23 protein-coding genes and 1 rRNA gene are annotated in these 17414 nt (G+C 50.7%); 6 read left to right on the top strand and 18 right to left on the bottom strand.

Annotation, left to right across the window (positions count from 1 at the left end; all coding sequences use genetic code 11):
- Nucleotides 1–80: 80 nt before the first annotated feature.
- Nucleotides 81–1620: ribosomal RNA gene (locus AC0XWG_RS09480) — 16S ribosomal RNA — on the bottom strand.
- Nucleotides 1621–2096: 476 nt separating this feature from the next.
- On the opposite strand from AC0XWG_RS09480, the gene AC0XWG_RS09475 reads away from it, so the two are divergent.
- Entirely contained in the window at nucleotides 2097–2651 is a 555-nt protein-coding gene (locus AC0XWG_RS09475) for a gamma carbonic anhydrase family protein (protein WP_028018478.1), read from the top strand.
- On the opposite strand, the gene AC0XWG_RS09470 is transcribed toward AC0XWG_RS09475, so the two are convergent.
- Genes AC0XWG_RS09470 through dprA form a run of 6 tightly spaced genes read right to left on the bottom strand, consistent with a single transcriptional unit; the run spans nucleotide 2627 to nucleotide 6410 of the window.
- Entirely contained in the window at nucleotides 2627–2875 is a 249-nt protein-coding gene (locus tag AC0XWG_RS09470; protein ID WP_028018479.1) for a DUF1488 family protein, read from the bottom strand. The two genes, AC0XWG_RS09475 and AC0XWG_RS09470, sit on opposite strands and share 25 nt — an antisense overlap.
- Nucleotides 2872–3690: a shikimate dehydrogenase gene (aroE, locus tag AC0XWG_RS09465; protein WP_475680542.1), complete on the bottom strand. Its 819-nt coding sequence runs from the start codon at nucleotides 3688–3690 to the stop codon at nucleotides 2872–2874. Before aroE ends, AC0XWG_RS09470 begins: the two co-directional genes overlap by 4 nt.
- 4 nt (nucleotides 3691–3694) lie before the next feature.
- Complete coding sequence (gene tsaC / locus AC0XWG_RS09460; protein WP_028018481.1) at nucleotides 3695–4267, bottom strand: L-threonylcarbamoyladenylate synthase type 1 TsaC; 573 nt, start codon at nucleotides 4265–4267, stop codon at nucleotides 3695–3697.
- The gene (locus AC0XWG_RS09455) at nucleotides 4260–4814 is read right to left on the bottom strand and encodes a DNA topoisomerase family protein (protein WP_108091105.1); all 555 of its coding nucleotides are present in this window, start codon (nucleotides 4812–4814) and stop codon (nucleotides 4260–4262) included. The genes tsaC and AC0XWG_RS09455 overlap by 8 nt, the downstream gene beginning before the upstream one ends.
- Before the next feature lie 26 nt (nucleotides 4815–4840).
- Entirely contained in the window at nucleotides 4841–5314 is a 474-nt protein-coding gene (gene smg, locus AC0XWG_RS09450; protein WP_008503477.1) for a DUF494 family protein Smg, read from the bottom strand.
- Nucleotides 5286–6410: a DNA-protecting protein DprA gene (gene dprA, locus AC0XWG_RS09445; RefSeq protein WP_134708765.1), complete on the bottom strand. Its 1125-nt coding sequence runs from the start codon at nucleotides 6408–6410 to the stop codon at nucleotides 5286–5288. Before dprA ends, smg begins: the two co-directional genes overlap by 29 nt.
- A 127-nt stretch (nucleotides 6411–6537) precedes the next feature.
- Here dprA and def point away from each other — a divergent pair, with 127 nt between their 5' ends.
- The 5 genes from def (at nucleotide 6538) to mscL (ending at nucleotide 11313) form a co-directional block, all read left to right on the top strand.
- Nucleotides 6538–7047, top strand: a complete 510-nt coding sequence (gene def, locus AC0XWG_RS09440; protein ID WP_475680541.1) for a peptide deformylase — start codon at nucleotides 6538–6540, stop codon at nucleotides 7045–7047.
- 23 nt (nucleotides 7048–7070) lie between these two features.
- Nucleotides 7071–8018, top strand: a complete 948-nt coding sequence (gene fmt, locus AC0XWG_RS09435; RefSeq protein ID WP_128348920.1) for a methionyl-tRNA formyltransferase — start codon at nucleotides 7071–7073, stop codon at nucleotides 8016–8018.
- A gap of 52 nt (nucleotides 8019–8070) precedes the next feature.
- A complete protein-coding gene (gene rsmB, locus AC0XWG_RS09430; RefSeq protein WP_475680540.1) occupies nucleotides 8071–9357 on the top strand; it encodes a 16S rRNA (cytosine(967)-C(5))-methyltransferase RsmB in 1287 nt (428 codons plus the stop codon).
- Nucleotides 9358–9379: 22 nt separating this feature from the next.
- A complete protein-coding gene (trkA, locus tag AC0XWG_RS09425) occupies nucleotides 9380–10756 on the top strand; it encodes a Trk system potassium transporter TrkA (RefSeq protein ID WP_013099016.1) in 1377 nt (458 codons plus the stop codon).
- 146 nt (nucleotides 10757–10902) lie between these two features.
- Nucleotides 10903–11313, top strand: coding sequence for a large-conductance mechanosensitive channel protein MscL (gene mscL / locus AC0XWG_RS09420; protein ID WP_028018487.1), 411 nt, complete (start codon nucleotides 10903–10905; stop codon nucleotides 11311–11313).
- Here the strand turns inward: mscL and AC0XWG_RS09415 are convergent, their stop codons facing one another.
- From AC0XWG_RS09415 to rplO, 11 genes are all read right to left on the bottom strand, one after another.
- Nucleotides 11314–11529, bottom strand: coding sequence for an alternative ribosome-rescue factor A (locus AC0XWG_RS09415; RefSeq protein ID WP_028018488.1), 216 nt, complete (start codon nucleotides 11527–11529; stop codon nucleotides 11314–11316).
- 57 nt (nucleotides 11530–11586) lie between these two features.
- Complete coding sequence (gene zntR / locus AC0XWG_RS09410) at nucleotides 11587–12012, bottom strand: Zn(2+)-responsive transcriptional regulator (RefSeq protein WP_028018489.1); 426 nt, start codon at nucleotides 12010–12012, stop codon at nucleotides 11587–11589.
- 2 nt (nucleotides 12013–12014) lie between these two features.
- A complete protein-coding gene (locus AC0XWG_RS09405) occupies nucleotides 12015–12383 on the bottom strand; it encodes a DnaJ family domain-containing protein (protein ID WP_049006555.1) in 369 nt (122 codons plus the stop codon).
- A 107-nt stretch (nucleotides 12384–12490) separates the two neighbouring features.
- Nucleotides 12491–12874, bottom strand: a complete 384-nt coding sequence (gene rplQ / locus AC0XWG_RS09400) for a 50S ribosomal protein L17 (RefSeq protein WP_001216368.1) — start codon at nucleotides 12872–12874, stop codon at nucleotides 12491–12493.
- Nucleotides 12875–12914: 40 nt separating this feature from the next.
- Nucleotides 12915–13904: a DNA-directed RNA polymerase subunit alpha gene (locus AC0XWG_RS09395; RefSeq protein ID WP_002919219.1), complete on the bottom strand. Its 990-nt coding sequence runs from the start codon at nucleotides 13902–13904 to the stop codon at nucleotides 12915–12917.
- 25 nt (nucleotides 13905–13929) lie between these two features.
- Nucleotides 13930–14550 (bottom strand): 30S ribosomal protein S4, encoded by a 621-nt coding sequence (rpsD, locus tag AC0XWG_RS09390; protein WP_004868345.1) that lies wholly within the window; start codon nucleotides 14548–14550, stop codon nucleotides 13930–13932.
- Between the two features lie 32 nt (nucleotides 14551–14582).
- Nucleotides 14583–14972, bottom strand: coding sequence for a 30S ribosomal protein S11 (gene rpsK / locus AC0XWG_RS09385; RefSeq protein WP_003863312.1), 390 nt, complete (start codon nucleotides 14970–14972; stop codon nucleotides 14583–14585).
- 16 nt (nucleotides 14973–14988) lie between these two features.
- Nucleotides 14989–15345, bottom strand: a complete 357-nt coding sequence (gene rpsM / locus AC0XWG_RS09380) for a 30S ribosomal protein S13 (RefSeq protein WP_003863308.1) — start codon at nucleotides 15343–15345, stop codon at nucleotides 14989–14991.
- A gap of 146 nt (nucleotides 15346–15491) precedes the next feature.
- Nucleotides 15492–15608: a 50S ribosomal protein L36 gene (rpmJ, locus tag AC0XWG_RS09375; RefSeq protein WP_000868187.1), complete on the bottom strand. Its 117-nt coding sequence runs from the start codon at nucleotides 15606–15608 to the stop codon at nucleotides 15492–15494.
- A gap of 31 nt (nucleotides 15609–15639) precedes the next feature.
- Nucleotides 15640–16971: a preprotein translocase subunit SecY gene (gene secY, locus AC0XWG_RS09370; protein WP_003863305.1), complete on the bottom strand. Its 1332-nt coding sequence runs from the start codon at nucleotides 16969–16971 to the stop codon at nucleotides 15640–15642.
- A gap of 7 nt (nucleotides 16972–16978) precedes the next feature.
- The gene (gene rplO, locus AC0XWG_RS09365; protein WP_003863304.1) at nucleotides 16979–17413 is read right to left on the bottom strand and encodes a 50S ribosomal protein L15; all 435 of its coding nucleotides are present in this window, start codon (nucleotides 17411–17413) and stop codon (nucleotides 16979–16981) included.
- Nucleotide 17414: the final 1 nt, after the last annotated feature.

Below are 17414 nucleotides of genomic sequence, written 5' to 3'. Positions count from 1 at the left end.
AGTCTCAATCGCAAGACGCCTTGCTATTTACTTTTCATCAGACAATCTGTGTGAGCACTGCAAAGGCAGGTTCTTTAAGGTAAGGAGGTGATCCAACCGCAGGTTCCCCTACGGTTACCTTGTTACGACTTCACCCCAGTCATGAATCACAAAGTGGTAAGCGCCCTCCCGAAGGTTAAGCTACCTACTTCTTTTGCAACCCACTCCCATGGTGTGACGGGCGGTGTGTACAAGGCCCGGGAACGTATTCACCGTAGCATTCTGATCTACGATTACTAGCGATTCCGACTTCATGGAGTCGAGTTGCAGACTCCAATCCGGACTACGACGCACTTTATGAGGTCCGCTTGCTCTCGCGAGGTCGCTTCTCTTTGTATGCGCCATTGTAGCACGTGTGTAGCCCTACTCGTAAGGGCCATGATGACTTGACGTCATCCCCACCTTCCTCCAGTTTATCACTGGCAGTCTCCTTTGAGTTCCCGGCCGGACCGCTGGCAACAAAGGATAAGGGTTGCGCTCGTTGCGGGACTTAACCCAACATTTCACAACACGAGCTGACGACAGCCATGCAGCACCTGTCTCAGAGTTCCCGAAGGCACCAATCCATCTCTGGAAAGTTCTCTGGATGTCAAGAGTAGGTAAGGTTCTTCGCGTTGCATCGAATTAAACCACATGCTCCACCGCTTGTGCGGGCCCCCGTCAATTCATTTGAGTTTTAACCTTGCGGCCGTACTCCCCAGGCGGTCGACTTAACGCGTTAGCTCCGGAAGCCACGCCTCAAGGGCACAACCTCCAAGTCGACATCGTTTACGGCGTGGACTACCAGGGTATCTAATCCTGTTTGCTCCCCACGCTTTCGCACCTGAGCGTCAGTCTTTGTCCAGGGGGCCGCCTTCGCCACCGGTATTCCTCCAGATCTCTACGCATTTCACCGCTACACCTGGAATTCTACCCCCCTCTACAAGACTCTAGCCTGCCAGTTTCGAATGCAGTTCCCAGGTTGAGCCCGGGGATTTCACATCCGACTTGACAGACCGCCTGCGTGCGCTTTACGCCCAGTAATTCCGATTAACGCTTGCACCCTCCGTATTACCGCGGCTGCTGGCACGGAGTTAGCCGGTGCTTCTTCTGCGGGTAACGTCAATTGCTGAGGTTATTAACCTCAGCACCTTCCTCCCCGCTGAAAGTACTTTACAACCCGAAGGCCTTCTTCATACACGCGGCATGGCTGCATCAGGCTTGCGCCCATTGTGCAATATTCCCCACTGCTGCCTCCCGTAGGAGTCTGGACCGTGTCTCAGTTCCAGTGTGGCTGGTCATCCTCTCAGACCAGCTAGGGATCGTCGCCTAGGTGAGCCGTTACCCCACCTACTAGCTAATCCCATCTGGGCACATCTGATGGCAAGAGGCCCGAAGGTCCCCCTCTTTGGTCTTGCGACGTTATGCGGTATTAGCTACCGTTTCCAGTAGTTATCCCCCTCCATCAGGCAGTTTCCCAGACATTACTCACCCGTCCGCCGCTCGTCACCCGAGAGCAAGCTCTCTGTGCTACCGCTCGACTTGCATGTGTTAGGCCTGCCGCCAGCGTTCAATCTGAGCCATGATCAAACTCTTCAATTTAAAAGTTTGATGCTCAATGAATTAAACTTCGTAATGAATTACGTGTTCACTCGTTGAGACTTGGTATTCATTTTTCGTCCGAGGACGTTAAGAATCCATGTCACTTTGAGTGCCCACACAGATTGTCTGATAAATTGTTAAAGAGCAGTTGCAACGCGGCTTTCAGCTCACCGTTGCGAGGTGGCGTATATTACGCTTTCCTCTTTCAGAGTCAACCCGTTATTTCAGGATTTTTTCTCTTCAACCGACCGGGTTGTTTGTGAAGTGATTCACATCCGCCGTGTCGATGGAGGCGCATTATAGGGATCCCATTTTTTAGCACAAGTACTTTTTGGATCTTTTTTTCCGACTGACGATTTTCCGCGCTTTTCGCTGAAAACCCACCCGATCTGCTTAAATATTGACGCATTTTACCTTGCCTCGATCCAATATTATGATCAAAGTCTTCTATATAGCGCTCATCCATAGAGGTAGATATGCCCTCAGTATTACGTCCCTATAAAGATCTGTTCCCCAAAAAAGGCGATCGCGTGATGATCGATGCCAGCAGCGTGGTCATTGGTGATGTGCGAATAGCCGCTGATGTCAGTATTTGGCCACTTGTCGCCATCAGGGGGGATGTCAACTATGTGTCGATTGGTGCCCGTACCAATATTCAGGATGGTAGCGTTCTGCACGTCACGCACAAATCCTCATACAACCCTGAGGGCAATCCGCTCATCATTGGAGAGGATGTCACTATCGGCCATAAAGTGATGCTTCACGGCTGCACTATCGGTAATCGGGTGCTTGTGGGGATGGGCTCGATTTTGCTGGATGGTGTGATAGTAGAAGATGATGTAATGATTGGCGCTGGAAGTCTTGTCCCGCAAAACAAACATCTGGAAAGCGGTTATCTCTATTTAGGTAGCCCGGTGAAACAGATCCGCCCCTTAAAAGAGGCGGAAATAGAAGGGTTGAGATACTCAGCGAATAACTATGTGAAATGGAAAGATGAGTATCTGGCTCAGGACAACCAGACCCAGCCCTGATCGTCTTCCTGCTGATCGCGGATCAAATCGCTGGCTTCCTCTTCGAGATCCCAGCGATTCTCACAAAAGACGTCTAGTGGATGAGAACCGCCAAAGCGACTCAGCAGCGTTTCTCCGCCGATCGCACAGGTCAATTGCATCCCGTGCACCAGCACCGGAAAGCAGACAGCCTGTTTGCTCTCATCCCAGACTTCTCTATCAGGAAAATGAATTGCCTGGTTCACTCAGTCAATTCCTGCTTCAGCTTTTCAATCACCGGTTCGACCGCAGGTAACACTCCGTGCCAGAGCAGCACCGCATGTGCCGCCTGCCCCACCAGCATACCCAGTCCATCCGCCAGATGCTTCGCGCCGTGTTGCTCACACCAGTTCAGGAAAGGTGTCTTCCCTTTCTGATAAAACATGTCGTAGAAATAGATGTGGTGACTCACCAGTACAGAAGGGATCGCCGGAACTTCGCCACCAATACCGCTAGAGGTGGCATTAATGATCAGATCGAACTCGTGACCCGCCAGATCATCAAGCGCAACTGCGCTTACACTGCCGGTATGTGCGAACAACCCCGCTAACGCTTCTGCTCTGGAAAACGTGCGGTTGGTAATTGTCACAGCACAATCAAAAGATAAGAGAGGAAGCAGTACGCCACGAGAAGCCCCGCCCGCACCTATCAGTAGAATTCGAAAACCCGGTTTAATAAATGACAGTCTTTCCAGGTCGCTAAGCAACCCGATACCATCCGTGTTATCGCCAAGTAACCGCCCATCCTCAAGCCGTTTTAGCGTATTCACGGCACCGGCAAGAGAAGCACGTTCAGTCAGTTCATCTGCGCGTTCAAAAGCTTCTTCTTTGAAAGGTACCGTCACATTTGCACCTTTACCGCCCGCGTCGAAAAAAGCATTCAGGGTCGGAACAAATGCGTCAACAGGTGCCAGCACGCGGCCATAGGGATGAACTATCTGGAGCTGGTCAGCAAACTGCTGATGGATCCAGGGTGACTTACTGTGCGCTATCGGATTACCAAAAACAGCATAAGCTTCCATCGTATTACCCCTGGCGAAAACGTTCGCCGGTCAAAGCGTCGCGGATTTCCGACGGATTCAGTCGACCACCCGTTTCACCCAATGCTACCGGGAAATCGCTCCCGAACTGCGCCAGTACTTCTTCAGTTGTTCGGCACGGAGGCAGCCCGGTCAGGTTGGCACTGGTGGAGACCAGTGGTTTGCCAAACGCCAGGCACAGTTCCACCACCAGCGGATGGTCGGTGACGCGGACGGCGAGGGAATCAAACTTTCCGGTTAACCAGCGCGGTGTCGAAGGTTGCGCCGGAAAAACAAAGGTCACAGGCCCTGGCCACGCGGAGAAGACAGTCTCCCGCTGAGCCGGTGTTAACATGGAATCATCAATATAAGGCTTTAGTTGTTCATAATTGGCAGCGATTAAAATCAGCCCTTTTTCGACGGGCCTCTGTTTGAGTGCCAGTAATCGGCCAACGGCCGTCTCGCTGTCAGGATCGCAACCGACCCCAAAGACAGCTTCAGTTGGATAGGCGATGACTTCTTCATTTTTCAGGACATCCACCGCATGCGCAATGGAGCCTGATGGCAGGTTATTATTCACTATTTTGATCCGCCGAAACCGGCTTTCCACATTGTTTACTGGCGCAAAAGCGTTTCATACCTTGCGCCGTTTTCTTCTCAATAAGTAGCGGATAATTGCAATGAGTGCAGACGCCCGCTACCGGTTTGAAATTGATAACGAACTGGCATTCAGGATAGCGATCGCAAGAATGGAAGGTCTTACCAAAACGAGAACGACGCTGTACCAGTTGCCCACGCTGGCATTGAGGACAAGCAATAGCCGTTTCATCCGGTTTATCAATTTGTTCTGTATGTTCGCATGCAGGGTAACGGCTACATCCAATGAACATGCCGAAACGCCCCTGACGCAGCGCTAACTCACCGCCGCAGAGAGGGCAAAGCTGCCCCTCCAGAATTTTAACGATATGTCCGTCCGCCTGGCTTTTCAGGGGACGGACATAATCACATTCCGGATACTGTGAACAACCGAGAAACGGGCCGTGTTTCCCGGACCGAATAACAAGTTCAGCCCCGCACTGCGGACAGGGCTCATTTTTATGCACCGTGAATAGTGCTGATTTGGCCATAACAACTCTTGGTGCTGCATATTGAATTAATGCAGCATACCTTCATTCACTTCAAAGAGTAATTCTTCCATCTGCTGATAGGCATTTTCACAGCCTGGAATATTAAACAGAACCATCAGGATCACCCATTTGAGGTCTTCCAGTTCAAATTCTGCTGTATCCAGCGCCATGACGCGCTCTATCACCATTTCTCTCGTTTCGAGGTTTAGCACCTGAATCTGCTCAAGGAATAAAATGAATCCCCGGCAGCTGGCGTCCAGCCTTTCACACTCTTCAGCGGTATAGATGCGTACAGACAATGGGTCAGAAGCAAGCTGCATAGGTTCGGCAAGGCCTTCCTGATAATCAGCTAACTTTTCCAGCCACATCAACGCATTATAGATATCTTCCCGCTCAAACCCCGCATCGGTAAGATCCTGTGTCAATTTGTCCTGATCCACTCGCATTTCTGCTTCGTTATGGATGTAAGTCTCAAACAAATACATCAGTACGTCGAACATGGCATGCCCTCCTTAATCGGACATAGCCGCCGGGTACAGCTGCGATCCACCCTGCTAACTCCAGTTCGAGTAGCTGTGCTACCGTTACTGGCACAGGTTGGCCGGCACGTTCAGCGACAACGTCAACAGGTGTTACCTCATCTCCTACGTTAGCCAGGAGCTTGGGAAATGGCAATGCCACCTTTCCCTGATCTGATGAATATTGTCGCTTTTCGGGATCTTCCTGCAGCCATTGCAACCCATATTGCAAATTTTCAAGAATGTCCCCGACTTCCGTTACCGGTGTTGCCCCTTGCTTAATCAGCCAGTGGGGCCCCTCGCATCCGGGATTGCCTATCGGACCAGGCAGGGCGAAGACTTCTCGCCCCTGTTCGAGCGCGCATCGAGCTGTGACCAGTGAACCGCTTCTCCGCGCCGCTTCAACGACCAGTACGCCTCTGCTAAGCCCGCTGATAATTCGATTACGACGCGGAAAGTTTGCTGGTCTGGGCTGCGCCGAAAGTGGGAACTCAGACACTATCGCACCGCCAGATTCGATGAGACGTATAGCCAAAGCCTGATGCCGACGGGGATAAATGCTAAAAAGACCGTTCCCCAACACGGCTACACTACGACCTTTTACTGACAGCGCAGCGTTGTGGGCAACGCCATCAATACCACAGGCCAGCCCGCTGGTGATCGTGAACCCGCTTTGAGAAAGCTGCTCGCACAGAATTTTCCCCCATCGCTCGCCGTACCATGACGGCGCACGGCTACCTACAACAGCCAACTGGATAGTGTTAAGCGCCTCTGGGTTGCCTTTTACAAATAACGCCCCCGGATAATCAGGAATAGTTCGAAGCAAGGGAGGATAAAGCGGATCATGTGCCGTTAATAATTGATTGTCCGGCTGCTCAAGCCACATCAGGCTGCGTTCCAGCTCATTTTCATCTGGAGCAAAGAACCTTTCAGCTTGCTTTGCTGTCAGCCCGGCGTTTCTGAGAACAGGAACATCTATGCTTTTCTGATTCTGTAGCCGTGCGACGGCGTCCAGCATTGCATCACCACAAAGAGACCCTGTATGTATTAACCGTAACCATATCTCGGTAGATGTCATCCTTTCCCCTGCCATAAGCGGCCTCCGCAATCATTGCGATTGGTCACTGATGCTGTCAATCAATGGGGGATTTGTCTAGAATAGAGGTATTATTGTTATCAACTCCTGAACACGACTCTGGAAATTTATGGCAGTTTTGCAAGTGTTACATATTCCGGACGAGCGCCTTCGCATCGTCGCTGAACCGGTTAAAGAAGTGAATGCAGAAATTCAGCGTATCGTAGATGATATGTTCGATACCATGTACGCCGAAGAAGGCATTGGCCTTGCGGCGACTCAGGTGGACATTCACAAGCGCATTATCGTGATCGACGTTTCTGAAAATCGCGATGGTCGTCTGGTGCTGATCAATCCTGAGTTGCTTGAGAAAAGTGGCGAAACCGGTATTGAGGAAGGCTGTCTGTCCATTCCGGAACAGCGCGCTTTAGTGCCGCGTGCCGAAAAAGTGAAAATTCGCGCTCTGGATCGTGCCGGTAATCCGTTCGAGCTGGAAGCAGACGACCTGCTGGCGATTTGTATTCAGCATGAGATGGATCACCTGGTCGGTAAACTGTTTATCGATTACCTCTCACCGCTGAAACAGCAGCGTATTCGCCAGAAAGTAGAGAAACTGGATCGTATGCGTTCTCGTGCATAACATCCCGGGATACAAGGAATAACGTGTCTAAATCGCTACGTATTATCTTTGCAGGAACACCTGATTTTGCAGCGCGTCATCTTGACGCGCTGTTGTCTTCTGATCACCAGATTGTGGGTGTATTTACTCAACCAGATCGTCCGGCTGGCCGCGGCAAAAAGTTGATGCCAAGCCCGGTAAAAGTGCTGGCAGAAGAGCATGGATTACCGGTATTCCAGCCAGCCTCCCTGCGTTCACCGGAAAATCAGCAACTTGTTGCTGACCTGAATGCCGACGTGATGGTGGTAGTGGCTTACGGTTTAATTCTGCCAAAAGCTGTGCTTGATATGCCTCGCCTGGGCTGTGTAAATGTGCACGGTTCTCTGCTGCCTCGCTGGCGTGGCGCCGCGCCTATCCAGCGTTCTTTATGGGCAGGTGATGCAGAGACTGGCGTCACTATCATGAAGATGGACGTAGGTTTAGACACTGGCGACATGCTCTATAAACTCGCCTGCCCGATTACCGCGGAAGACACCAGCGCAACGCTGTACGACAAGCTGGCGGACCTTGGCCCTCAGGGTCTCATCGAGACGCTGCAACAGCTTGCGGATAATACGGCGCAACCTGAAGTTCAGGATGAATCGCTTGTTACCTATGCCGAAAAGCTAAGCAAAGAAGAAGCGCGGATCGACTGGTCCCTGTCAGCTGCTCAACTCGAACGCTGCATTCGTGCGTTTAATCCATGGCCAATGAGCTGGATGGAGATCGATGAGCAGCCAGTGAAAGTCTGGAAAGCCTCGGTCATTAGCGGCAATACCACGGCTGAACCCGGTACGATTATTGATGTCAGCAAGAACGGTATCCAGGTAGCGACCGCCCAAGGGATCTTGAATCTTGAAGCGCTGCAACCGGCCGGTAAGAAAGCCATGAGTGCTCAGGATCTGTTAAATTCCCGTCGCGAATGGTTTATCCCAGGCAATCGCCTTGCCTGAACAAATTTATTCTTAAGGCCCGGAGTTTCCGGGCATTTTTATTTTTACGGTTATGAAAAAACAAAATCTACGCAGTATGGCGGCCCAGGCCGTTGAGCAGGTTATCGAGCAGGGCCAGTCACTGAGTAACGTCCTGCCTCCACTGCAACAAAAAGTCTCTGATAAAGACAAAGCCCTGCTTCAGGAGCTCTGCTTTGGCGTCCTGCGCACACTCTCTCAGCTTGAGTGGTTGATTAATAAGCTGATGTCGCGGCCAATGACCGGCAAGCAACGCACCGTACATTATTTAATTATGGTAGGTTTCTATCAGCTTCTTCATACCCGTATTCCACCTCATGCCGCGTTGGCTGAGACAGTGGAAGGTGCAGTTGCGATCAAACGTCCCCAACTGAAAGGTCTGATCAACGGAGTACTGCGTCAGTTCCAGCGACAGCAGGAAGAGCTTCTTACTGAGTTTGCTCAAAGTGAAACACGTTTCCTGCACCCGGAATGGCTTCTGAATCGCCTGAAAAAAGCTTATCCGCAGCAGTGGCAGGACATTGCCGAAGCCAATAACCAGCGCCCGCCAATGTGGTTGCGCGTGAATCGCAATCATCATTCTCGCGATGGCTGGCTGGCCTTGCTTGAAGAGGCTGGAATGAACGGCTTCACACATGACGCCTATCCTGATGCCGTACGTTTAGCATCGCCTGCACCGGTACATGCATTACCCGGTTTTGACGAAGGCTGGGTAACTGTACAGGATGCCTCTGCCCAGGGTTGCATGACCTGGCTTGAACCACAAAATGGAGAGCAGATCCTCGATCTCTGCGCCGCGCCAGGCGGCAAAACCACGCATATTCTGGAAGTTGCGCCTCAGGCCAGCGTATTGGCAGTGGACGTTGATGAACAACGTCTTTCACGCGTCTACGACAACCTGAAACGTCTGGGTATGAAGGCGCAGGTTAAGCAAGGTGATGGACGCAAACCCGCAGAATGGTGTGGCGAGACGAAATTTGATCGTATTTTGCTGGACGCCCCCTGCTCGGCAACCGGTGTTATTCGCCGTCATCCGGATATTAAGTGGCTGCGTCGTGACCGTGATATTAAGGAACTTGCCCAGCTGCAATCCGACATTCTTGACGCCATTTGGCCACATCTTAAACCAGGCGGAACGCTGGTCTATGCAACCTGTTCCGTACTGCCGGAAGAAAACAGTCAGCAAATCGCGGCCTTCCTTAAACGAACTCCGGGCGCTGCATTAAGAGATACGGGGACGCCTGAACGCCCCGGTCAGCAGAACCTGCCAGGTGCAGAAGAGGGTGATGGTTTCTTTTACGCTAAGCTAATCAAAGAGTGATGTTGAGAACAGGTCACGAGATATGAAAATTATCATTCTGGGTGCAGGACAGGTTGGTGGAACGCTGGCGGAAAACCTGGTTGGTGAAAACAATGACATCACTATTGTTGATACCAACGGCGATCGGCTGCGCGTGTTGCAGGACAAGTTTGACCTTCGTGTTGTGCAGGGTCACGGCTCGCATCCACGGGTCCTTCGTGAAGCGGGTGCCGATGATGCCGACATGCTGGTTGCTGTAACCAGCTCTGACGAAACCAATATGGTTGCTTGTCAGGTGGCTTACTCACTTTTCAACACACCAAACCGAATCGCGCGCATCCGCTCTCCTGATTATGTCCGCGATGCAGAGAAACTGTTTAATTCCGAAGCGGTCCCGATTGATCATCTCATCGCGCCAGAGCAACTGGTTATCGACAATATCTATCGCTTGATCGAATATCCTGGCGCACTGCAGGTGGTGAATTTTGCCGAAGGTAAAGTGAGTCTTGCAGTGGTTAAGGCCTATTACGGAGGGCCATTAATCGGCAATGCGCTCTCCACAATGCGTGAGCATATGCCGCACATTGATACTCGTGTCGCAGCCATTTTCCGCCACGACAGACCGATTCGTCCGCAAGGCTCCACCATTGTCGAAGCCGGTGATGAGGTCTTCTTTATTGCGGCCTCTCAGCATATTCGCGCAGTAATGAGTGAGCTTCAGCGTCTCGAGAAGCCATATAAACGTATTATGTTGGTCGGTGGTGGCAATATCGGTGCTGGCCTGGCGCGTAGACTGGAAAAAGATTACAGCGTGAAATTGATCGAACGCGATCAGCAACGAGCTTCTGAACTGGCAGAAAAGTTGCAGAACACGATCGTATTTTATGGCGATGCGTCGGATCAGGAACTACTGGCTGAAGAACATATTGATCAGGTTGATCTGTTTATTGCCGTCACCAACGACGATGAAGCAAATATCATGTCGGCCATGCTCGCCAAACGAATGGGGGCAAAAAAGGTGATGGTGCTTATTCAGCGCCGGGCTTATGTTGACCTTGTTCAGGGGAGTGTCATTGATATCGCCATTTCGCCACAGCAAGCGACCATTTCCGCTCTCCTGAGCCATGTTCGCAAAGCGGATATTGTCGGCGTTTCATCTCTGCGTCGCGGTGTGGCAGAAGCCATTGAAGCCGTAGCTCATGGTGATGAAACCACATCACGCGTTGTGGGACGCGCCATTGATGAGATTAAACTTCCCCCGGGGACAATTATCGGGGCCGTAGTACGGGGGAATGATGTCATGATTGCCAATGATAATTTACGTATCGAGCAAGGGGACCACGTTATTATGTTCCTTACCGATAAAAAATTTATTACCGATGTCGAACGCCTTTTCCAGCCAAGTCCATTCTTCCTGTAATCATTCAGGTGCTCCTCAAAGAGCACCTGAACATAATCCCTCTATTTAACATGCCTTTTATTTTTCATAACGATTATTTATCCCCAATGGCAAATAGCTAATCATTTGTTAAACTTATAATCGTCAGCTGGCACAAGGAGAGCATAATGAGTTTTATTAAAGAGTTTCGCGAATTTGCGATGCGCGGGAATGTGGTGGATTTGGCAGTGGGTGTCATTATTGGTGCGGCGTTCGGTAAGATCGTCTCATCATTAGTTGCCGACATTATCATGCCACCGTTGGGGTTATTAATCGGGGGCATTGATTTCAAACAATTTGCCGTCACGCTCCGGGATGCGCAGGGCGATGTCCCGGCGGTCGTAATGCATTACGGTGTGTTCATTCAGAACATATTCGACTTCGTGATTGTGGCGTTTGCCATTTTTATGGCCATAAAGCTTATCAACAAGTTAAATCGTAAAAAAGAAGAGCCTGCAGCAGCACCAGCACCAACAAAAGAAGAAGTATTGCTGGCAGAAATTCGCGATCTGTTAAAAGAGCAGAATAATCGCTCTTGATCAGAAACTAAAAGCAAGAAGGCCAGTGGTAAAAAAGCGATCCGCTTGTTTGCCACTGGCCTCCCAGTTACCCCGTTTTGCATGCTTGTCTTTACGCAGATAACTTCCTTTCCCTTTTTTACTTTTCTCGACGCGCTGTCTGAAGAGCGGGTCGTGTAGTAAAGCTTCAATAGCGTTATCTTTAATTTGTCCCTTCGTATGCTGATAGCGGCTCATCATTTCTCCTGAGCATGGTTTATGTCGACGGAAGTCTAGCCCCGGGCGGACAAAAAATCAACTGCCCTCCATTTCTCCACTGGCCCCCTGTTCAAGAGCTTCCAGAATTGAACAATAGATACTGCTGTGCGCCGTACCACAGCAGGCGTCATTCAGCCTTTGTAAAGAACGCTGCATAGTCTGCAACTCCTGAATGCGCGCTTCAACCTCATCCAGTCGGGCCTGAACAATACTCTTCGACTCCTGGCAGGTATGATGTTCCGGATCAATACGGATCGATAATAACTCGCGGATCGAATCCAGTGTGAAACCAAGCTGACGCGCATAACGAATAAAGCGCAGACGTTGTAGATCGTTATCGGTATAAAGGCGAAAACCGCCTTCAGTGCGTACTTCATGATCAATCATCTGCTGCTTTTCATAGTATCGGATGGTATCCGGCGTTACGTTCGCGAGCTTTGCAAGTTCACCGATACGGTACATAACTATTCCTCGTTTATTTTATGCATCAATCTTTCGCCGTATTCACCGCGCAGAAAGTCAGTATTCATTCCAGCCTGGCGAAGCTTGAGTTCAATCAGGGCGAGCCGACGGGAAAGTTCAGAATGTCGAGGATCGTCCTGACGGATACCTCTGAGTAGATCAGCAAGCTCAACCGCCTCCCTGCGCTGTTCGAGTTCAGGAGGAAGACAACCTGCATTTTTCAGTAATCGGTATCCTGCACGTAATTCTGGCGCGATGTGCGAATCGTCTTCCAGCACAAGGGGAGCGCCACTTCCTGGAAGATCATCAAATTCACCTTTTTTTTGGGCATCGCGAATATGGCGTTCTGCCCACTGATCGAGCAACCACATTATCAGCTCCAGGGAAAGAACAGATTTGATACAGACATTGTAGAGAAGTGAGGATATACCGGATATAAAAAAACCCGCCGAGGCGGGTTTTTTTACGTTACTGCAGATTACTCTGCAGCAGCTTCTGCTTTCTCTGAACGATCAACCAGCTCGATGTAAGCCATCGGCGCGTTGTCGCCTGCACGGAAGCCACACTTCAGAATGCGAGTGTAACCACCGGCACGGCTCGCGAAACGCGGGCCCAGTTCGTTAAACAGTTTTGCCACGATCTCGTTATCACGAGTACGGGCGAATGCCAGACGACGATTAGCAACGCTGTCAGTCTTGGCAAGAGTAATCAGCGGCTCAACTACGCGACGCAGCTCTTTCGCTTTAGGCAGGGTCGTCTTGATGATCTCATGACGAACCAGTGAACCTGCCATGTTGCGGAACATAGCCTGGCGATGGCTGCTGTTGCGGTTCAGTTGACGACCACTCTTACGATGGCGCATGACCTTATCCTTCTCAGTAAAACCTTAACCTGTGATCCGGTTACTCGTCAGCAATACTAGCTGGTGGCCAGTTTTCCAGGCGCATGCCCAGAGACAAACCACGTGAAGCCAGCACGTCTTTAATCTCAGTAAGAGATTTTTTACCCAGGTTCGGCGTTTTCAGCAACTCAACCTCGGTACGCTGTACCAGATCACCGATATAGTGGATAGCTTCTGCCTTGAGGCAGTTAGCAGAGCGGACAGTCAATTCGAGATCGTCAACAGGGCGCAGCAGGATCGGATCGAATTCTGGTTTCTCTTCTTTCACTTCCGGCTGACGTACATCACGTAAGTCAACGAAAGCTTCCAGTTGTTCTGCCAGGATGGTTGCCGCACGACGAATCGCCTCTTCAGGATCGATTGTGCCGTTGGTTTCCATTTCGATGACCAGCTTGTCCAGGTCGGTACGCTGTTCTACACGCGCTGCTTCAACATTGTAGGCAATACGCTCTACAGGGCTGTAGCATGCGTCGACCAGCAGACGGCCGATTGGGCGCTCATCTTCTTCCGAATGAATTCGGGCAGAAGCCGGCACATAACCACGACCGCGCTGAACTTTGATACGCATGCTAATCGCTGCGTTCTCATCGGTCAGGTGGCAGATCACGTGCTGCGGCTTGACGATTTCAACATCACCGTCGTGGGTGATGTCGGCTGCAGTCACAGGGCCAATGCCAGATTTATTCAGAGTAAGAATAACTTCATCTTTACCCTGAACTCTCACCGCCAGCCCTTTCAGGTTGAGCAGGATTTCAAGGATATCTTCCTGAACGCCTTCTTTGGTGCTGTACTCATGAAGTACACCATCAATCTCAACCTCGGTCACCGCGCAACCCGGCATCGATGAGAGCAGAATACGGCGCAGTGCGTTACCCAGAGTATGGCCAAAGCCACGCTCTAAAGGCTCAAGGGTCACCTTGGCGTGCGTCGAACTCACTTGCTCGATATCTACCAGGCGCGGTTTTAGAAACTCTGTCACAGAACCCTGCATTGTGTCCTCTCTTTGGTACTAAGCTTTACTTGGAGTAAAGCTCGACGATCAGGTGTTCGTTAATGTCCGCAGACAGATCAGAACGTTCTGGCTGACGCTTGAACGTACCTTCCATCTTGCCAGCATCAACTTCCAGCCAGGTTGGCTTTTCACGCTGCTCAGCCAGCTCCAGAGCGGCCTTCACGCGAGATTGCTTTTTCGCTTTCTCACGAATGCTAACAACGTCATTCGCTTTAACCTGATAAGAAGCGATGTTAACAACACGACCGTTTACCATGATTGCTTTGTGGCTAACCAGCTGACGTGATTCAGCACGAGTAGCGCCGAAGCCCATACGGTATACAACGTTGTCCAGACGACCTTCCAGCAGAGCCAGCAGGTTTTCACCCGTGTTGCCTTTCAGACGTGCTGCTTCTTTATAGTAGTTACGGAACTGACGCTCCAGCACACCGTACATACGGCGAACTTTTTGCTTTTCACGCAACTGCACACCATAGTCAGACAGACGCGGTTTACGCGCACCGTGCTGGCCAGGAGCTTGTTCAATTTTACACTTGGTATCGATCGCGCGAACGCCAGACTTAAGGAATAAGTCGGTGCCCTCACGACGGCTCAGCTTGAGCTTAGGACCCAAATATCTTGCCATTTTCTATCTCCAACTAACCTAAAAAACGAGCGTTATACGCGACGTTTTTTCGGCGGACGACAACCGTTATGAGGGATCGGAGTCACATCAGTAATATTCGTGATGCGGAAACCAGCGGCGTTCAGAGCGCGAACAGTAGATTCACGACCCGGACCCGGACCTTTAACCATAACTTCCAGATTCTTGATGCCGTATTCTTTTACGGCTTCAGCGCAACGCTCTGCTGCAACCTGAGCTGCGAACGGAGTGGATTTGCGAGAACCACGGAAACCGGAACCACCGGCTGTTGCCCAACCCAATGCGTTACCCTGACGATCAGTAATAGTAACGATGGTGTTGTTGAAAGAAGCATGGATATGAGCCACGCCGTCAGAGACTTGTTTTCTTACACGTTTACGTGCACGAACTGGTGCCTTTGCCATTATTCAATCACCCCGATTATTTCTTGATCGGTTTGCGCGGACCCTTACGGGTACGTGCGTTGGTCTTAGTACGCTGACCGCGCACTGGCAGACCACGACGATGACGCAAACCGCGATAGCAACCAAGATCCATCAGGCGCTTGATGCTCATGCTGATTTCACGGCGCAGATCACCTTCAACGACAAATTTGGCAACTTCGTCACGCAGCGTGTCGATTTGTTCTTCAGACAGCTCACTGATCTTAACATCTTCAGCGATACCCGCTGCAGCCAGAATGGCTTTAGAACGGGTCTTGCCGACGCCGTAGATCGAAGTTAATGCGATCACAGCATGTTTCTGATCAGGAATGTTAATGCCTGCTATACGGGCCACTATGCACTCCTACTATTTAATATGTACGCACCATGCTGAAAAGCCCGTTTTCAGGATACTCAAATGGAAACGTACAGACATACAAAAGATTGGCTGGCTAATCTAGCCAGCTCAACCCAACTTTGCAAGAAAAATATGCGAAATAATCAGCCTTGGCGCTGTTTATGCTTCGGCTCGGCACTGCAAATCACACGGATGACACCATCACGCTTAACGATTTTGCAGTTACGGCATAATTTCTTGACGGAAGCACGAACTTTCATTTTTACTCTCCGTAACTTCTCAGGCGACCAATTAGCGGCCGTAGCCTTTCAGGTTCGCCTTCTTCAATGCAGACTCATACTGACTGGACATCATCAGAGTTTGCACTTGAGCCATAAAGTCCATAATCACGACAACAACGATAAGCAGTGAGGTTCCACCGAAGTAGAACGGTACTTTCATTGCATCACGCATGAACTCCGGGATCAGGCAGATAAAAGTAATATAAAGCGCACCAACCAAAGTTAGGCGGGTCATTACCTTATCGATATACTTCGCCGTTTGCTCTCCCGGACGAATTCCTGGTACAAATGCACCGGACTTCTTCAGGTTATCTGCTGTTTCACGCGGGTTGAAGACCAACGCCGTGTAGAAGAAACAGAAGAAGATGATCGCAGACGCATAGAGTAACACATAAAGTGGTTGCCCAGGCTGCAAATACAGCGAAATTGTTGTCAGCCAGTTCCAACCAGTCCCGCCCCCGAACCATGACGCGATGGTCGCCGGGAACAGAATAATACTGGAAGCGAAGATCGCCGGGATTACCCCTGCCATATTCACTTTCAGCGGTAAATGTGTGCTCTGTGCAGCATAGACACGACGACCTTGCTGACGTTTAGCGTAGTTCACCACAATGCGGCGTTGACCACGTTCAACGAAGACAACAAAGAACGTCACTGCAAATACTAATACTGCAACCAACAGCAACAGGAGGAAGTGCAGGTCGCCTTGACGCGCTTGCTCGATAGTATGGGCGATGGCTGGCGGGAGGCCCGCAACAATACCGGCGAAGATAATGATCGAGATACCGTTACCGATACCACGTTCAGTAATCTGTTCGCCGAGCCACATCAGGAACATTGTCCCTGTGACCAGACTAACAACAGCGGTGAAATAGAATGCAAAGCCTGGGTTTAATACCAGGCCCTGCATACCAGGCATATTCGGAAGACCGGTAGCAATACCGATCGACTGGAATATTGCCAGCACCAGAGTACCGTAACGGGTGTACTGACTAATCTTACGACGTCCAGACTCCCCTTCTTTCTTCAACTCTGCCAGGGCCGGATGAACGACCGTGAGCAGCTGGATAATAATAGATGCCGAAATGTACGGCATAATACCCAGAGCGAAGATAGAAGCACGGCTGAGAGCACCACCAGAGAACATGTTGAACATTTCAATGATGGTGCCTCGCTGTTGCTCAAGCAGTTTGGCAAGTACAGCGGCATCGATACCAGGGATCGGAATAAAAGAGCCAATACGGAACACAATCAGCGCGCCGATAACAAACAGCAGTCTGCGTTTCAGCTCGCCAAATCCACCTTTGGCACTTTGAAAATCTAATCCCGGTTGCTTAGCCATCTGCTACTTATTCCTCAATTTTACCGCCAGCAGCTTCGATAGCAGCACGAGCACCTTTAGTAACACGCAGGCCACGAACAGTTACCGGAGTAGAAACTTCACCAGCCAGGATCACTTTCGCGAACTCGATCTGGATACCGATAATGTTTGCTGCTTTCAGCGTGTTCAGGTCTACAACGCCGCCTTCAACTTTCGCCAGGTCAGACAGACGGATTTCCGCTGTGATCGCTGCTTTGCGAGAGGTGAAGCCGAACTTCGGCAGACGACGGTACAGTGGCATCTGGCCACCCTCGAAACCGCGACGTACGCCACCGCCAGAACGAGAGTTCTGACCTTTGTGACCACGACCACCGGTTTTGCCGAGGCCAGAACCGATACCACGACCCAGGCGTTTACCCGCCTTTTTAGAGCCTTCGGCCGGAGACAGAGTATTTAAACGCATC

It is taken from the genome of Enterobacter sp. DVT3837, assembly GCF_056238685.1.
Note: the sequence above shows the minus strand (reverse complement) of the source record. Positions and strands in the feature narration are given on the sequence as shown.

Excerpts from the sequence above, each read along its gene's own strand:
- AC0XWG_RS09475 (WP_028018478.1), top strand. The coding sequence starts at position 2,097 with ATGCCCTCAGTATTACGTCCCTATAAAGATCTGTTCCCCAAAAAAGGC.
- aroE (WP_475680542.1), bottom strand. The coding sequence starts at position 3,690 with ATGGAAGCTTATGCTGTTTTTGGTAATCCGATAGCGCACAGTAAGTCA.
- AC0XWG_RS09455 (WP_108091105.1), bottom strand. The coding sequence starts at position 4,814 with ATGGCCAAATCAGCACTATTCACGGTGCATAAAAATGAGCCCTGTCCG.
- smg (WP_008503477.1), bottom strand. The coding sequence starts at position 5,314 with ATGTTCGACGTACTGATGTATTTGTTTGAGACTTACATCCATAACGAA.
- dprA (WP_134708765.1), bottom strand. The coding sequence starts at position 6,410 with ATGACATCTACCGAGATATGGTTACGGTTAATACATACAGGGTCTCTT.
- def (WP_475680541.1), top strand. The coding sequence starts at position 6,538 with ATGGCAGTTTTGCAAGTGTTACATATTCCGGACGAGCGCCTTCGCATC.
- rsmB (WP_475680540.1), top strand. The coding sequence starts at position 8,071 with ATGAAAAAACAAAATCTACGCAGTATGGCGGCCCAGGCCGTTGAGCAG.
- trkA (WP_013099016.1), top strand. The coding sequence starts at position 9,380 with ATGAAAATTATCATTCTGGGTGCAGGACAGGTTGGTGGAACGCTGGCG.
- mscL (WP_028018487.1), top strand. The coding sequence starts at position 10,903 with ATGAGTTTTATTAAAGAGTTTCGCGAATTTGCGATGCGCGGGAATGTG.
- AC0XWG_RS09415 (WP_028018488.1), bottom strand. The coding sequence starts at position 11,529 with ATGAGCCGCTATCAGCATACGAAGGGACAAATTAAAGATAACGCTATT.
- zntR (WP_028018489.1), bottom strand. The coding sequence starts at position 12,012 with ATGTACCGTATCGGTGAACTTGCAAAGCTCGCGAACGTAACGCCGGAT.
- AC0XWG_RS09405 (WP_049006555.1), bottom strand. The coding sequence starts at position 12,383 with ATGTGGTTGCTCGATCAGTGGGCAGAACGCCATATTCGCGATGCCCAA.
- rplQ (WP_001216368.1), bottom strand. The coding sequence starts at position 12,874 with ATGCGCCATCGTAAGAGTGGTCGTCAACTGAACCGCAACAGCAGCCAT.
- AC0XWG_RS09395 (WP_002919219.1), bottom strand. The coding sequence starts at position 13,904 with ATGCAGGGTTCTGTGACAGAGTTTCTAAAACCGCGCCTGGTAGATATC.
- rpsD (WP_004868345.1), bottom strand. The coding sequence starts at position 14,550 with ATGGCAAGATATTTGGGTCCTAAGCTCAAGCTGAGCCGTCGTGAGGGC.
- rpsK (WP_003863312.1), bottom strand. The coding sequence starts at position 14,972 with ATGGCAAAGGCACCAGTTCGTGCACGTAAACGTGTAAGAAAACAAGTC.
- rpmJ (WP_000868187.1), bottom strand. The coding sequence starts at position 15,608 with ATGAAAGTTCGTGCTTCCGTCAAGAAATTATGCCGTAACTGCAAAATC.
- secY (WP_003863305.1), bottom strand. The coding sequence starts at position 16,971 with ATGGCTAAGCAACCGGGATTAGATTTTCAAAGTGCCAAAGGTGGATTT.
- rplO (WP_003863304.1), bottom strand. The coding sequence starts at position 17,413 with ATGCGTTTAAATACTCTGTCTCCGGCCGAAGGCTCTAAAAAGGCGGGT.